Origin of the sequence: Microbacterium sp. 1S1 (assembly GCF_008271365.1) — a bacterium.
Taxonomy (GTDB): Bacteria; Actinomycetota; Actinomycetes; order Actinomycetales; family Microbacteriaceae; genus Microbacterium.
The window spans coordinates 1,445,882-1,459,664 of sequence record NZ_CP043430.1 but is presented as its reverse complement, the minus strand read 5'-3'; the positions used below and the strand labels follow the sequence as shown (position 1 = coordinate 1,459,664).

Sequence of the window (13,783 nt, the reverse complement as noted above, 5' to 3'; positions counted from 1 at the left end):
CTCAGACAACCGGCTCAACCGGCTCGACCGGCTGCCGCAGGATGGTGCGCAGCTTCTCCGGGGCCGTCCGTCGGCGGTCGCTGAGGTAGATCTCGTGGTGCCGTCCGCGCAGCTGCAACCCGTTCTCCGGGACGAAGCGGTCGTGCAGCTCTTCCAGCACGGGCCCTTCGTCGTCGAACGGCCCGACGTGCAGCGTCTGCACGCACAGGCCCTCGTGAAGGACCTCGCGCCGGACCGCGGTCAGCGCCGGGAGCTGTTCCCCCTTCTTCGCGCTCTTCGTCGCAACCATCTCGACCGCGCGGTCGAACAGGGCCGGGGTGACGTGGTCTCCCACCATGATCATGAGTGTCCAGAGCCAGGTCGACTTGTCGCGTCGGGTGGTGAACGACGCCATGTCCGGCGCGTGCCACAGGCCCTCCAGAGGCATCACGACCTGGTCGATGCCGAGCTCGGCCCGGGCGGCGAACTTGAGCGTGTACGCCAACGGGTACAGCGCCGCGACCGCGTCGAAGAACGCCGGCGCGGTGTTCGGATCGCCCGCGCCGTCGATCATGAGGTACGTCAGCGGAGGCACCTCGACGATCCGGAAGGTCCCACGCTTCGCCCGGTACGCCTCAAGGGTCTTCTTGGGATCGGTCGCCGCCATGGCCTGCCTCCGGGTTCGGTCGTTCCGTCCCCGTCAGTGTGCCACCGGGGACCGACATCGGGTCGAGCCGTCGGAGCCCGACCCGATGCGCGGTCAGCCTTCCTCGACGGGCAGCCAGAGCTCGCACGAGGCCGTGTCGCCTGTGAACTCCCGGTAGCGGACGATCGAAGGGCCGGGTCGCAGCCGCCACGGGTTCGACGGGAACCACTCCGTGGCCGTCGCCGCCCACAGGCTCTGGAGGGTCTCGGGGAACGGACCGCTCGCGGCGAACACGGCCCAGGACCCACCCGACACAGGCAGGCTGTCGAGGTCGTCCGGGACCGCGGTGTCGCCGCGCACGGCCACGCCGTGCAGGTAGGTCAACGGCGTCCCCTCCGGGGCGTCCGGGTCGATGTCGGCTGTCACGGCGAGGATGCCCGCGGGCTCCTCGTCCCCGAGTGCCTTGAGGCGGGCGTGCTCCTCTGCGGGGATGGCGGCGATGTGCGCCTGGATGTGCGGGTTGACGCCGACATGGATGAGCGGGATCTCGGCGGCATGGCCGATGAGGACGAACGCAGGACGCTGGGTGATGGTGACGTCCATCGGGGTACTCCCTTCGACGCTCAGGCGGAACCGGAGCGTGGGTTGTGTGCGGAGAGGACCCCCGTCCCGACGCGCGTCCGCCGGCCCGATGCCGTGCACGGCGCGGAACGCTCGACCGAAAGCCTCGGTCGAGCCGTAGCCGTATCGCACGGCCACATCCAGCAGGCTCGGTGCGCCCGACACGAGCTCGGCAGCCGCCAGCGTCATCCGCCGACGGCGCACGTACTCGGTCAGCGGCATGCCGGCGAGCGCCGAGAACATCCGGCGCAGGTGGTACTCGGTCGTGCCGTGCGTGCGGGCGAACGAGGGGAGGTCGATCTCCTGACTGCGGTTCGTGTCGATGAGGTCGACCAGGGCGTTGAGCATGCCGATCACGGGGGCCCTCCTTTCCCCTTCATCGTGTCGCCGCCGTGGCTCCGCGCGCCCGATCGTTCCGGACCGATGCGGTCGGATCGCGGGCTCAGAGCTCGGTCGGGACCGCCGGCTCGGCGTCCTCCGCCTCGGGGTGCCGGGCGAGGTTCACGACGGCGGCGACCAGACCGCCCCACACCGTGACCATGGCGATGATCATCATGACGATCGCGGTGGCGGTCATGCTGCTGCTCCCTTCGTCTGCCCGGCCGGGACGGCGATGCTCGTCGTCTCGGGGTCGGCGGCGTAGTCCTCCTGGTCCAGGAAGTCGTCGTATCCGACGTCGTCCTTCGCGCGGGACCGCCTGCTCCACGGCACCAGCGACAGCAGCACTCCCCCGATCACCAGGGCGATCACCATGCCCCAGCCGAACACGCCGAGGAACCACCCGGGGTAGCCACCGTACGGCTCCGCGACCTTCGTCAGCAGCTCCGTGATGAGCAGGTACCCGAGCACGAGCGGCGCGAGGACACCCACGAGGAGGCGCCAGAGGATGCCGACCCGGAAGCTCGACCGGCGGTTCAGGTGCTCCTGCAGCTGCGGCAGCTTGTGCAGCACCCAGGCGACGACGATCACCGCGACGAGCGCCACCGCCATGATGCCGAATGCGTTGACGAACGCGTCGGTGGTGTCGAGGACCGACAGCGCTGTGGTCGTGGAGAACAGAGCCGCGGAGATGATCGCCAGGGGGATCGAGACGACGAGGGTGGTGCGCACCCGTGCCCAGCCGAGCTTGTCCTGCAGCGCTGCGACGATCACCTCCAGGATCGAGATCATCGAGGTGATCCCGGCAAACACCAGGGCGCCGAAGAACAGCACCCCGATGATGGATCCGCCGGTCGCCTGCGACACGATCGTGGGGAAGGCCACGAAGGCGAGACCGATGCCCGAGGTCGCGACACCCGAGACGTCGGTCCCCTGCGCCTGAGCCATGAACCCGAGGGCCGCGAAGACGCCGATGCCGGCGAGGATCTCGAAACCGGAGTTGGCGAACGCGACCACGAGACCGGAGCCGGTGAGGTCGGTCTTGCGCTTCAGGTACGAGGCGTAGGTCACCATGATGCCGAAGGCGACGGACAGCGAGAAGAAGATGTGCCCGTAGGCCGAGGCCCAGACGGCCGGGGCGGCGAGCGCTTCCCAGTTCGGCGTGAAGAACGCGTTGAGGCCGTCCAAGGCGCCAGGGAGGAAGAGCGCCTGCACCACGAGCACGGCGAACATGAGGGTGAGCAACGGCATCAGGATCATGTTCGCCCGACCGATGCCGCGCTTGACGCCAAGAGCCATGATGATGATGACGATCAGCCACACGGCGATCAGCGGCAGGCCCACCTGCGGCACGAACTCGCCGGACAGGCCGACTTCCGCGACGTCGGCCGACTGCAGGAAGTCGACGAAGAAGAAGTCGTTCTCATTGCCGGCGCCCCACGTGAGCTGCGCCGAGAACCAGGTGTACATGCCGGCCCACGCGACGATCACGGCATAGTAGACGGCGATGACGACGCAGATCAGCACCTGCCACCAGCCGAGCGGCTCGGCCGCCCGGTGCAGGCGTCGGAACGCGAGCGGTGCGGAGCCGCGGAACCGGTGACCGATCGCATAGTCGAGGAACAGCAGCGGGATGCCGGCGGTCAGCAGCGCGCACAGGTACGGGATGAGGAACGCGCCGCCGCCGCCCTCGTACGCGACGTACGGGAAGCGCCAGATGTTCCCGAGACCCACGGCCGAGCCGATCGCCGAGAGGATGAACACGTTCCGCGAGCCGAAGGCCTCTCGCTGCGGGGTCTGGGTGGGTCTAGGCATGCCCGCGAGGATACCGGAACGCGCAGGCCCCGGCGAGCGACTCGCGTCGGTCACAGCATCGCGGTCAGTACGCCGCCGTCCGCTCGCAGAGCGGCCCCGTTCGTCGCCGAGGCGCGGGTGCTGGAGAGGTAGACGACGAGGTCTGCCACCTCGGCGGGATCGAGGAAGCGCTCGAGCAGCGTGGTCGTGTTCCGCCCGATGATGGCCTGCTTCATCGCGTCGACGGAGACGGACTGGGCCGCGGCGACGGCGGCGACGCTCTCCGCGACACCCTCGGAATAGGTGGGGCCGCCCAGGACGGTGTTCACTGTCACGCCGGTGCCGCGCGTGAGCTTCGCGAGCCCGTTACCCAGGGCGATCATCGCCGCTTTCGTCACGCCGTAGTGCACCATGTCGGCCGGGACGTTCACCCCGGACTCGCTGCTGACGAAGACGATGCGCCCCCATCCCCGCTCCCGCATCCCGGGCAGGAGCGCCCGGGAGAGGCGGACGCCGCTCATCACGTTCACCTCGAAGTAGCGCGACCAGTCCTCGTCGGCGACGTCGACGAAGTCGGCGAGTCCGAAGAGGCCGACGTTGTTGACGAGGATGTCGACGTCGCCGAGTCGCTCCGTCAGCCGCGCCACCTGCGACGGGTCGGCGAAGTCGGCGACGATCCCCGAAACGGTCACCTCCGGATGCGTGCGAGCCAAGACGCTGACCGCCGCGTCGACGCGTCCCTCGTCACGACCGTTGATCACGACATCGACCCCCTCGGCGGCGAGAGCGGACGCCACCGCATAGCCGATCCCCTGACTTGATCCGCTGATGAACGCCCTCTTGCCGCGTAGCCCCAGTTCCATCCGTCTTCCTCTCCTTTGGCGGAACCCCGCCATCACTTGCCTGAGCAAGTCAGCCTAGTCACGCCTCACTTTCCTCGGCAAGCGAGAAGCGCGACTCAGCCGCTACGGTGGAGGAATGTCGCCGACCCTTCCCGCCGCCCCCCTGAGCGCCGATGAGCTGGAGGTCTGGTCGGCACTCGCGACCCTCCTCGAACGACTGCCCGCGGCCCTGGACGCGCAGTTGCAGCGGGACAGCGGGCTCACTCATTTCGAGCACGGCATCCTCTTCGCCCTCGACGCGGCGCCGGAACGCACGCTCCGACTCAGCGTCCTCGCCGGCTACGCGAACAGCACGTTGTCGCGGCTCTCCCGCGCGGTCACCCGCCTGGAGGCGAAAGGCTGGGTCCGTCGCGAGGTCGATGCGGAGGACGGGCGCTTCACGCTCGGCATCCTCACCGATGCCGGCCACCGAACGGTCGTCGAGGCGACCCCTGCCCACCACGCGTTCGTCCGCCGCGTCGTCTTCGACACCCTGACCCCGGCGCAAGCCCGTCACCTCGGCGCGGCCAGCCGGAAGATCGCTGCAGCCCTCTCCCCGGACCCGACCTGGGCGCCGGAGCCGACGAACTGAAGACCACCGGCAGCGCGAACACGAAAGCCCCGGCGAGCGGACTCGTCGGGGCTTCTCAGTGCGGAGACGAGGGGATTTGAACCCCTGGTCCCCGTAAGGGGACTCCACCTTAGCAGGGTGGTGCACTAGGCCGGACTATGCGACGTCTCCAGGCATCCGACTCGAAAGCACGGATGCACCCCACCATCATAACGGGTCCGGCGCCCGGTCACGAACCGCCGGTCGCGCGCGCTCCTCGGTGCGGACCGATCACCCTGCGATACTGGCCGCACGTTCCGGGGGCTGGCGCTCCCGAACCCGAGAGGAGACGTCATGTCCATGCCACCGGGAGCGCACGTCCGCGCGGGGTTCGCCGCCCCCGCCGATCCGAGGCGCGGTGCCCTCGGGTACGCCACGGTGCTGGTCCTTCTCCTCATCTCGTACGGCCTGTGCGCGGCCCAGCCCGGCACCGTCCCGAGCCCCTGGGCGTTCCTGGCGATGCTGGTCACGGTCGCGATCGTGTTCCGCGTGACCAGGGCACACGCCCTCGTGCAGCGGGTGTCGTGGGTCGTGCTCTCGGTCGCCGGACTGGCGGCCCTCCTCGCGGCGTTCTTCGCCACGGACAGTCCGGCACTCGCCGTCGCCCTGTCCGCCGCCTCCATGATCGCCCTGCTCGTCGCGCCGTGGGCGATCATCGCGCACCAGGTCACGCGGCGAGGACTCGACGTCGAAGCCCTCCTGGCCGCGGTGACGGCGTACATCCTCGTCGGCATGTTCTTCGCCTTCGTCTACAACCTGCTGTCGCTGCTGCTGCCGACGCCGCTGTTCGGGGATGCGGCGAGCGACTCGCTCGGAAACCAGCTCTTCTTCTCCTTCACGGCATTGACGACGACCGGCTACGGCAACCTGGTCCCGGTCGGCCCGGGGGTGCAGACGGTGGCCGTCGCGGAAGGGATCACCGGGCAGCTCTTCCTCATCACCGCGGTGGCTCGCATCATGCGCGGCGCGAGCGCACAGCGCTCCACGCCGACTTCGGCCTGATGCCGCCGGCGGTACTGTGGGTCGGATGAGCACGCCCCCCGCAGTGGACCATGTCCTGACCGGACCGCACGGACCTCTTCGGGTCCGCGTCTACACACCACATGCACCGACCGGGCATGGACTCGTCTGGGCGCACGGGGGTGGTTTCGCCGGCGGAGATCTGGACATGCCGGAGGCCGATGCCGTGGCCAGAGCCTTCGCAGATCGAGGGGTCCTGGTCGTGAGCGTGGACTACGCACTGGCACCCGTGACGGCGGAGTGGAGCCCGCGGCTCGGCGTGCCCGAGCGCGACGGCGTTCACTACCCGGTTCCCCACGACGAGCTCGTGGCCGCGTTCCGCTGGGCCGCGTCGTCAGGGTCAGCGTCCGGCTGGGCGATCGGCGGTGCCAGCGCCGGAGGGAACCTCGCCGCCGGCGCCGCGCTCCGCCTTTCTCAGGAGACCGGCCCGGCACCCGCCCTGACCGTTCTCGCGTACCCGACGCTGCAGGCGGTGCAGAGCAGCCCGTCCGCCGACCTTCGCGCCCTGCTGGATGCGGACCCCACGGCCGACGTCTTCCAGCCGGACTTCGTGCGGGGCATGTACGCGAACTACCTCGGCGGCGACCCCGCGCACGCCGACGTCTATGCCATCCCCGGGATGGCCGCCCCGGCCGTCCTGGCCGGATTCCCGCCGACGATCATCGTCAACGACGAGACCGACGAGCTGCGGGTCTCGGGTGAGGCGTTCGCCCGATCGTTGGAGGCCGCGGGCGTGGAGGTGACGACCGTCGTCGAACCGGGCACCACTCACGGCCACCTCAACCGCCCGAACGAGCCGGCCTTCACCGCGACGATCGAGCGGTTCGTGGCCCGTATCCGACGAATCGCCTGAGCCCGGCGACGGCCTACCGCCCGCGGAGCGCCTGAGCGCCGATCAGCGCACGTTGCCGTTCGAGCAGGTCTGCTGGGCGGCGGAGTTGCCCTTGATCGAATCCGGCAGCGCCACGACGTCGGGGGAGGTCGTCGGTGGCGGTGTCGCCCCCTGCGTCGGCGTGGTGGGCTCGGCAGGTTCGGTGGGCGTCGTGGGCTCCTGCACGACGACACCGTCGTTGCTGGTGTTCTCGTGCGTGATCTGCAGTTGAGCGTTGGCTTCGATCGCGTCCCACAGGGCAGCGGCCGCCTCGTCGTTCGGCACGACCTTGTTCGGGTCGTCCCAGTCGGTCAGCGTCGGATACTGCACGAACACGATGTCCTCGAACGGCACGGACTTCACGGCGAGGGCGATCTGCACGATCATCATCGGGTCGGCGAGCGACGTGCTGGTCTCGAGGTTCTGGATGCCCGTGTTGGCGAGCTTCAGCATCACGGGCACGTTGCCGAGCACCTCGCCGCTGATGAGCTTGCGGGCGAGGCTCGACATGTACTGCTGCTGGTTGCCGATCCGGCCCAGGTCGCTGCCGTCTCCGACGCCGTGGCGGGTGCGGAGGAACTGCAGGGCTTCCAGTCCCTGCACCGTGTGCGTCCCGGCCTCCATGTCCAGCCCGGTGTAGCGGTCGCGGATCGGGTTCGCGAGGCAGACGTCGACGCCGCCGATCGCGTTCGTGATCTCGATGACGCCGCCGAACGTCACGGAGGCCGCGAACTGCACCTCCTGATCCGTGAGGGCGGAGATCGTGCGAACGACGCAGTTCAGTCCGCCGTCGGTGTAGGCGACGTTGAGCGGCTGCTTGCTCATCGCCGCCGTCGCGTTGCCGTCTTCGTCCTCGCATGCCGGGATCGGGATCATGAGGTCGCGCGGGAAGCTGACGACGGTGATCCGTCGGGGCTCCTCCGACACGTGCACGAGCAGGTTCACGTCGTTCAGCGTGCCCTCGGCGTCGCCGCCGGTGCACCGATCGCCGAAGTACTGCTTGTAGTCGTCCTCACAGGTGTCGACACCGGTGAGGACGAGGTTGAAACCGCCCTTGTACTCCCCGATGTCCGGCGGCAGATCTTCCTGCCCGTCGAGGTCGACGGCGTTGGCCGAGACCGTGCTGGAGAAGTCGAACCAGATGTAGGCCGCGACACCGATGCCGCTGACGAGCACCACCGCCATGCTGATCGCGATGAACTTCAGGATCTGGCTGACGGGTCCGGGCGAGTGCAGCTGACCATGTCGCGCGACGGTGCGACGGCGGCGGGTGTTCTCGCTCACTCGGGCCCTTTCGGATTCAGCGACGGCGGGGTGCCGCGCTCAGGAAGCGGAGGGTGTGGGATTCGAACCCACGAGACATCTCTGCCCACTGGTTTTCAAGACCAGCTCCATCGGCCGCTCGGACAACCCTCCCGACAGGAACACCTGCCGACCAGGCGTGAGTCTAGCCGAGTTCTATTCTCCTGCGTCGACCTGGGCGGGCGCTGGAAGCGTGTCGAGTGCCGTCGCCAGACCACCTTCCTCGACGTCGGCGGTGATCTCCCCCGCGGCGTCCTTCACCTCCGCCGGGGCCTGCCCCATCGCCACGGCTCGGCCGCCGTGGCTGCGTGCCCATCCGAACATGCCGATGTCGTTGCGACCGTCGCCGGCGACGAGCACCCGCGCGCCGTCGAGACCGAGCTCTTCCCGGACGCGCTCCAGCGCCGTGCCCTTGTCCACCCCCTGCGGGGCGATGTCCAGCCAGGCGGTCCAGCCGATCGCGTACGACACCTCGTTCAGCCCGGCATCGGCGACGAGGCGGTGGAAGTCCTCCTCGTCGTGCCCCGGCGAGACGACCACGATGCGGGAGACGGGGAGGGCCCCGAGCTCCTCGAAGTCGACCTGGCGTCCGCCGTCGAGCGTCCAGTCGTCGAGTTGCTCGGTGAACAGGCGCTGCCCGGAGCCGAGCTCGACCATGTAACGCGCGTCGGGAAGCCGATCCTGCAACAGCGCCAGTACCGGAGTCGGGTCGAAGGTCTCGACGTGCCAACGCTCCCAGTCGTCGCCGTCGCGACGCATGGTCACCGCGCCGTTGGAGCACACGACGTAGTCGGCGGTGAGGCCGAGCTCCTCCACGTAGCGACGGGTCGCCATCCAGCTCCGCCCGGTGGCGATGGTCACGACGTGCCCGGCGTCCCGCACACGCGCGACGGCTTCCGGCACACCCGGGCTCATCGTCTCATCCTGGAGGAGGATGGTCCCGTCGACGTCCAGCCCGACCAGCCACGGCGACGTCATCGTACGCTCTCCTCGTCGGCGAGCGGGCGGATCACCTCGAGTCCGCCGAGGTAGGGGCGCAGCACCTCGGGGATCCGCACGGACCCGTCAGCCTGCTGATGCGTCTCGAGCAGGGCGACGATCCAGCGCGTGGTCGCCAACGTGCCGTTGAGCGTCGCGACGTGCTGCGTCTTCGGTGCCGTGCCGCCATCCTCCGTCGCGGGCCGGTAGCGGACATCCAGCCGCCGCGCCTGGAACGTGGTGCAGTTCGAGGTGGAGGTCAGCTCTCGGAAGGCGCCCTGCGTGGGAACCCAGGCCTCGATGTCGTACTTGCGCGCCGCGCTCGATCCCAGGTCTCCCGCCGCGACGTCGATCACCCGGTAGGCGAGACCGAGTGAGGTCAGCATCTCCTCCTGCAGGGCCACGAGCCGCAGGTGCTCCGCCTCGGCGTCCTCGGCGGTGGTGTAGACGAACATCTCGAGCTTGTTGAACTGATGCACCCGGATGATGCCACGGGTGTCCTTGCCGTGGGACCCCGCCTCGCGCCGGTAGCAGGTCGACCATCCGGCGTAGCGGAGCGCACCGCGCGAGAGGTCGACGATCTCGTCCTTGTGGTAGCCCGCGAGAGCGACCTCGCTGGTGCCGACGAGGTAGAGGTCGTCGTCCTTGTCGAGGTGGTAGACCTCGTCGGCGTGCTCGCCGAGAAAGCCGGTCCCCTGCATGATCTCGGGGCGCACGAGCGTGGGCGTGATGAGCGGGACGAAGTCGTTCTGCAGCGCTTTGTCGAGGGCGAGGTTCATGAGCGCGATCTCGAGCCGCGCACCGATGCCCCGCAGGAAGTAGAAGCGTGCGCCCGAGACCTTCGCCCCGCGCTCCATGTCGATGGCGCCGAGCATCTCTCCCAGCTCGAGGTGGTCGCGCGGCTCGAAGTCGAAGGCCGGCACGTCGCCGACGCGGCGCAGCTCGACGAAGTCCGCCTCGCCGCCGGCGGGAACGCCGTCGATGACGACGTTCTCGATCCGTGCAAGGGCGGCCGATGCCGCGTCGGCGGCCTCGTTCGCGGCATGCTGGGCCCGCTTGACCCGGTCGGCGAGGTCTTTCGCCTGTGCGACCAGCGCGGCCTTCTCCTCCTTGGGTGCCTTGGCGACCTGCTTACCGAAGGCGTTCTGCTCTGCGCGCAGCTCCTCGAATGCGGCCAGCGCGGCCCGGCGCGACCGGTCGGCCTCGAGTGCGACGTCGACGGTGCTCTGGTCGTTGCCACGGGCAGCCTGCGAACGGCGGACGATCTCCGGGTTTTCGCGGAGGAGTGCGAGGTCGATCATTCCGCAAGTCTACGAGGTGTGCGGGGAGAGACCGGGCGGCGGGAGAGACCTCTGCCCAAGCGTCCCGGCCTCGGACGACGCCGGTCTAGAGTAGCGCCATGGCCACGAGTCCCCCCGCCCTCAAGCAGGCGGCTCTCGTGTACAACCCGGTGAAGGTGGACGGCAAGCGGCTGCGGGCCCAGGTGCGCGATCTCTCCCGCGAGGCGGGTTGGGAGCATCCCGCGTTCTATCCGACGACGATCGAGGACGCGGGGCAGGCCGCGACCGCTGAGGCACTCGCGCGCGGCGTTGACGTCGTTCTCGTCGCGGGAGGTGACGGCACGGTGCGGGCGGTCGCCGAGGCCATCGCCAACACCGGAGTCCCCCTCGCGATCCTTCCGAGCGGCACGGGGAACCTCCTCGCGAGGAACCTCGGCCTCCCCCTCACCGATCCTGCCGAGATGATCCGCGCCGCTTTCGGCGACTTCCGCCATGCGATCGACATCGGCTGGGCGCGCATGACCCGGCAGGACGGCGGCGAGGAGGAACACGCTTTCGTCGTGCTCGCCGGCATCGGGCTGGACGCGGACATGATCGCGAACACCCGCGCCGACCTGAAGAAGTCGGTGGGCTGGATCGCCTACGTCGACGGCGCCGCACGGTCGCTGCCACGTGCCAAGCCCTTCCGCGCGGTGTACCAAATCGGCACGGGGCGCCTGCATTCCACGAAGGTGCACAGCATCCTCTTCGCGAACTGCGGCACGCTCCCGGCCGGCATCTCCCTCATCCCCGACGCCTCCATCACCGATGCCACCCTCGACGTGGCGGTCATCCAGCCGACGGGCGTTCTCGGCTGGCTCGGCGTGTGGCGGAAGATCTGGTGGGACAACTCCGTGTTGCGCCGTTTCCGCGCCGGACGGTTCGTGCTCGAACGGCGCGGCACCGACGCGTCGGTCCACTACTTCCGTGGAGCGCGTGCCGAAGCAGCGGCCCCCGGTCCTACCCCCATCGAGCTCGACGGCGACGAGTTCGGCGAGGCCGTGCACGTGACGTGCCGGGCCGACCCGGGTGCGCTCCTGCTCGCGCTGCCCACCGGTCACCCGGTGCACATCCTCTGACGACTCTCGCGTTCAGCGAACCTCGACCGTGCCGTCGAGGCCGCCCCCGACGAGCGTCAGCTGGAACGGTGCGTCCTCGTCGACGTCGTCTTCCGCGAACTCGACCACTGTCGCGCGAGGCGCCATGTCCATGGTGCAGACCTGGTCCTCCTCGGTGGCGAACGTCACAGTCCCCGTGCTGCCGTCCGCTTCCGCCGATTCGACGACCGGGGCGCAGCTCGACGACCCCCAGGTCAGGAGCACGACCCCGCCGTCGTCGAACCATGCGGCCGAAGGCTCGAACTCGCTCGCGGAGCCCGGCGCGCCGCTGGCGTCGGGGTCGCCGTCGACGTCGATCTCGTCGAGAAGGTCGCCGTAGGTCACCACGATGGTGACGTCCTTGGTCGGATCCACGCCCTCCGGCAGTGCGCCGACACTCGCTCGGGGCGCGAGATCCGCCGTGCACGCCTGCTCCGTGGCCCCTTCCCCCTCCGGATCGACGAGGGTGACCAACACTCGCTGCCCGTCCGCGGTGGCCTCGCCGACCTGCGGCAGACACGTCGACGAGCCCCAGCTCACGACAGCGAACATGCGTCCGTCGTCGAGGAGGACCGCGTCGAGGTCGTCCTGGTCGTCGCCGGTCCCCGCGTTCCCCGGACCGCTGGACGGGTCGGACGTCGAGTGCGGTGCGGCACCGCCCGGTCCCACCGTGCAGCCGGCGAGGACGAGAGCCGCGGCGAGCGCGGAGGACACGGCGAGGAACATCCTGCGGGGAGTCATGCCCTCAGGGTACCCAGGGGTTCCTCCGCCCGAAACGGGGGTTGACGGAATGCGGCGCTCACTGCAGGGCGGAGGTGAGCCGCGCGAGATTGTCCAGCACGGTGGAGCGAAGGGGCTGCTGCATCCACTCCTCGAGCGACAGCTCCCTGCTCAACGACCGGTACTTGTCCTCGACCTCGCGCATCTCGGCGACGAACTCCTCACCGCGGACGAGCATCGAGACTTCGAGGTTGAGACCGAAAGACCGCATGTCCATGTTGCTGGAGCCGATGACGGCCACCTCGTCGTCGATCGTGAGGCTCTTGGTGTGCAGGATGTAGGGCTTCCGATACATCCAGATCCTGACCCCCGCCCGGAGAAGCGCCTCATAGTAGCTGCGCTGCGCGTGGTAGACCATCGCCTGGTCGCCCTCTTCCGAGACGAACAACTGCACCTCGACGCCGCGGTCGACCGCCGCGGTGACCGCCAGGAGCAGGGCCTCGTCGGGCACGAAGTACGGGCTGACGATCATGATCTGCTTCTTCGCCGCGTAGAGGAGGGCGAGGAAGAGCCGCAGGTTGTTCTCGACCTCGAACCCCGGCCCGGACGGCACCACCTGGCAGTCGAGGTCGCCGGAGCCGATGTTGGCGTGGGAGATGTCGATCTCCTCGAGTACTTCGTCGGTCTCGCTGTACCAGTCGCTGAGGAAGATCGCGTTGACGCTCAGGACCACGGGCCCGTCCAACCGCACCATCAGGTCGACCCAGTGCAGACCTCGGCGGATGTTCTTGCGGAGGTTGTAGGTGGAGTCGGTGATGTTCTGCGAGCCGAGGAAGGCCACGGTGCCGTCCACGACGAGGAGCTTGCGGTGGTTTCGGAGATCCGGCCGCTGCATCTTCCCTCTGAGCGGCTGCACCGGCAGCATCAGGTGCCACTCCGCGCCCATCTTGTTCAGGCGGGCGATGGTCTGGCGATAACGCGGTTTGCCTCGGTTCGCCCAGTGGTCCAGGAGGACGCGCACCGCGACGCCCCGTGCCGCGACCTCTTCGAGCGCGCGGAAGAAGTTGTCCGTCGACTCGTCGGATTGCAGGATGTAGAACTCGACGTGCACGTAGTCCTGTGCGGTGCGGATGGCTTCCGCCATCTCGTCGAGCGACTCCTGGTAATCCGAGATGAGGTGCGCGCCGTTGTCGCCCGAGAGGGGCAGAGCGCCGAGGCGCTGGTTCATCTGCACGATCGGCCCGAACCAGGCGGGGGCGTTCGGTCGCAGTGTCCCGAAGTGCAGGTGCTCGCTGGTCTCTGCGATGTACTCGTTGATCTGCTCCTGCTTGCGGCGTCGCGCGCGGGGCAGCCGGGGGTTGCCGATCAGGAGGAACAGGAAGACGCCGACCACCGGAATGAAGAAGACCGCCAGGAGCCAGGCCATCGCCGCCGTGGGGCGGCGATTGCGCGGGATGACGATGATGGCGGTGATGCGGATGACGATGTCGAGCACCAGGATGAAGGCGGCGACCCACCACCCCCACGACTCCGCGGTCATCACGCCCCCTCATCCACGCCAGGATGT

General features: G+C 69.0%; 14 protein-coding genes and 2 tRNA genes. 4 read left to right on the top strand and 12 right to left on the bottom strand.

Features of this window, described 5'->3' with window-relative positions; genetic code table 11:
* Position 1: 1 nt before the first annotated feature.
* The 5 genes from FY549_RS07125 to FY549_RS07105 all read right to left on the bottom strand — a co-directional run bounded on the left by FY549_RS07125 (position 2) and on the right by FY549_RS07105 (position 4,281).
* Positions 2-646 carry a GyrI-like domain-containing protein gene (locus tag FY549_RS07125; RefSeq protein ID WP_149084420.1) on the bottom strand — a complete coding sequence of 215 codons (645 nt, stop codon included), beginning with the start codon at positions 644-646 and terminating at the stop codon, positions 2-4.
* A 93-nt stretch (positions 647-739) separates the two neighbouring features.
* Positions 740-1,603, bottom strand: a complete 864-nt coding sequence (locus FY549_RS07120; protein WP_149084419.1) for an AraC family transcriptional regulator — start codon at positions 1,601-1,603, stop codon at positions 740-742.
* Positions 1,604-1,688: 85 nt separating this feature from the next.
* Positions 1,689-1,823 (bottom strand): methionine/alanine import family NSS transporter small subunit, encoded by a 135-nt coding sequence (locus FY549_RS07115; RefSeq protein WP_149084418.1) that lies wholly within the window; start codon positions 1,821-1,823, stop codon positions 1,689-1,691.
* Complete coding sequence (locus tag FY549_RS07110) at positions 1,820-3,439, bottom strand: sodium-dependent transporter (RefSeq protein ID WP_149084417.1); 1,620 nt, start codon at positions 3,437-3,439, stop codon at positions 1,820-1,822. Before FY549_RS07110 ends, FY549_RS07115 begins: the two co-directional genes overlap by 4 nt.
* Before the next feature lie 50 nt (positions 3,440-3,489).
* Positions 3,490-4,281: an SDR family NAD(P)-dependent oxidoreductase gene (locus FY549_RS07105; RefSeq protein ID WP_149084416.1), complete on the bottom strand. Its 792-nt coding sequence runs from the start codon at positions 4,279-4,281 to the stop codon at positions 3,490-3,492.
* A 115-nt stretch (positions 4,282-4,396) separates the two neighbouring features.
* Here FY549_RS07105 and FY549_RS07100 point away from each other — a divergent pair, with 115 nt between their 5' ends.
* The gene (locus tag FY549_RS07100; RefSeq protein WP_149084415.1) at positions 4,397-4,891 is read left to right on the top strand and encodes a MarR family winged helix-turn-helix transcriptional regulator; all 495 of its coding nucleotides are present in this window, start codon (positions 4,397-4,399) and stop codon (positions 4,889-4,891) included.
* 61 nt (positions 4,892-4,952) lie between these two features.
* On the opposite strand, the gene FY549_RS07095 is transcribed toward FY549_RS07100, so the two are convergent.
* A tRNA-Ser gene (locus FY549_RS07095) sits at positions 4,953-5,041 on the bottom strand.
* A gap of 162 nt (positions 5,042-5,203) precedes the next feature.
* Between FY549_RS07095 and FY549_RS07090 the strand changes: the two genes are divergently transcribed.
* The gene (locus FY549_RS07090) at positions 5,204-5,911 is read left to right on the top strand and encodes a potassium channel family protein (RefSeq protein WP_149084414.1); all 708 of its coding nucleotides are present in this window, start codon (positions 5,204-5,206) and stop codon (positions 5,909-5,911) included.
* A gap of 25 nt (positions 5,912-5,936) precedes the next feature.
* Positions 5,937-6,782 (top strand): alpha/beta hydrolase fold domain-containing protein, encoded by an 846-nt coding sequence (locus tag FY549_RS07085; protein ID WP_149084413.1) that lies wholly within the window; start codon positions 5,937-5,939, stop codon positions 6,780-6,782.
* Between the two features lie 42 nt (positions 6,783-6,824).
* Here the strand turns inward: FY549_RS07085 and FY549_RS07080 are convergent, their stop codons facing one another.
* From FY549_RS07080 to serS, 4 genes are all read right to left on the bottom strand, one after another.
* A complete protein-coding gene (locus FY549_RS07080) occupies positions 6,825-8,084 on the bottom strand; it encodes an LCP family protein (RefSeq protein WP_149084412.1) in 1,260 nt (419 codons plus the stop codon).
* Between the two features lie 47 nt (positions 8,085-8,131).
* A tRNA-Ser gene (locus tag FY549_RS07075) sits at positions 8,132-8,216 on the bottom strand.
* A gap of 42 nt (positions 8,217-8,258) precedes the next feature.
* The gene (locus FY549_RS07070) at positions 8,259-9,080 is read right to left on the bottom strand and encodes an HAD family hydrolase (RefSeq protein WP_149084411.1); all 822 of its coding nucleotides are present in this window, start codon (positions 9,078-9,080) and stop codon (positions 8,259-8,261) included.
* Positions 9,077-10,381 carry a serine--tRNA ligase gene (gene serS, locus FY549_RS07065; protein WP_149084410.1) on the bottom strand — a complete coding sequence of 435 codons (1,305 nt, stop codon included), beginning with the start codon at positions 10,379-10,381 and terminating at the stop codon, positions 9,077-9,079. Before serS ends, FY549_RS07070 begins: the two co-directional genes overlap by 4 nt.
* Before the next feature lie 98 nt (positions 10,382-10,479).
* Between serS and FY549_RS07060 the strand changes: the two genes are divergently transcribed.
* Positions 10,480-11,478 (top strand): diacylglycerol/lipid kinase family protein, encoded by a 999-nt coding sequence (locus tag FY549_RS07060; protein ID WP_149084409.1) that lies wholly within the window; start codon positions 10,480-10,482, stop codon positions 11,476-11,478.
* Between the two features lie 12 nt (positions 11,479-11,490).
* On the opposite strand, the gene FY549_RS07055 is transcribed toward FY549_RS07060, so the two are convergent.
* Together FY549_RS07055 and cls are read right to left on the bottom strand one after the other, a co-directional pair.
* Positions 11,491-12,237, bottom strand: coding sequence for a hypothetical protein (locus tag FY549_RS07055; RefSeq protein WP_149084408.1), 747 nt, complete (start codon positions 12,235-12,237; stop codon positions 11,491-11,493).
* A 58-nt stretch (positions 12,238-12,295) separates the two neighbouring features.
* Positions 12,296-13,756, bottom strand: a complete 1,461-nt coding sequence (gene cls, locus FY549_RS07050; protein ID WP_149084407.1) for a cardiolipin synthase — start codon at positions 13,754-13,756, stop codon at positions 12,296-12,298.
* Between the last annotated feature and the right edge of the window lie 27 nt (positions 13,757-13,783).

Coding starts and splice junctions, on each gene's coding strand:
- FY549_RS07125 (WP_149084420.1), bottom strand. CDS start 646: ATGGCGGCGACCGATCCCAAGAAGACCCTTGAGGCGTACCGGGCGAAG.
- FY549_RS07115 (WP_149084418.1), bottom strand. CDS start 1,823: ATGACCGCCACCGCGATCGTCATGATGATCATCGCCATGGTCACGGTG.
- FY549_RS07110 (WP_149084417.1), bottom strand. CDS start 3,439: ATGCCTAGACCCACCCAGACCCCGCAGCGAGAGGCCTTCGGCTCGCGG.
- FY549_RS07105 (WP_149084416.1), bottom strand. CDS start 4,281: ATGGAACTGGGGCTACGCGGCAAGAGGGCGTTCATCAGCGGATCAAGT.
- FY549_RS07100 (WP_149084415.1), top strand. CDS start 4,397: ATGTCGCCGACCCTTCCCGCCGCCCCCCTGAGCGCCGATGAGCTGGAG.
- FY549_RS07090 (WP_149084414.1), top strand. CDS start 5,204: ATGTCCATGCCACCGGGAGCGCACGTCCGCGCGGGGTTCGCCGCCCCC.
- FY549_RS07085 (WP_149084413.1), top strand. CDS start 5,937: ATGAGCACGCCCCCCGCAGTGGACCATGTCCTGACCGGACCGCACGGA.
- FY549_RS07070 (WP_149084411.1), bottom strand. CDS start 9,080: ATGACGTCGCCGTGGCTGGTCGGGCTGGACGTCGACGGGACCATCCTC.
- serS (WP_149084410.1), bottom strand. CDS start 10,381: ATGATCGACCTCGCACTCCTCCGCGAAAACCCGGAGATCGTCCGCCGT.
- FY549_RS07060 (WP_149084409.1), top strand. CDS start 10,480: ATGGCCACGAGTCCCCCCGCCCTCAAGCAGGCGGCTCTCGTGTACAAC.
- FY549_RS07055 (WP_149084408.1), bottom strand. CDS start 12,237: ATGACTCCCCGCAGGATGTTCCTCGCCGTGTCCTCCGCGCTCGCCGCG.
- cls (WP_149084407.1), bottom strand. CDS start 13,756: ATGACCGCGGAGTCGTGGGGGTGGTGGGTCGCCGCCTTCATCCTGGTG.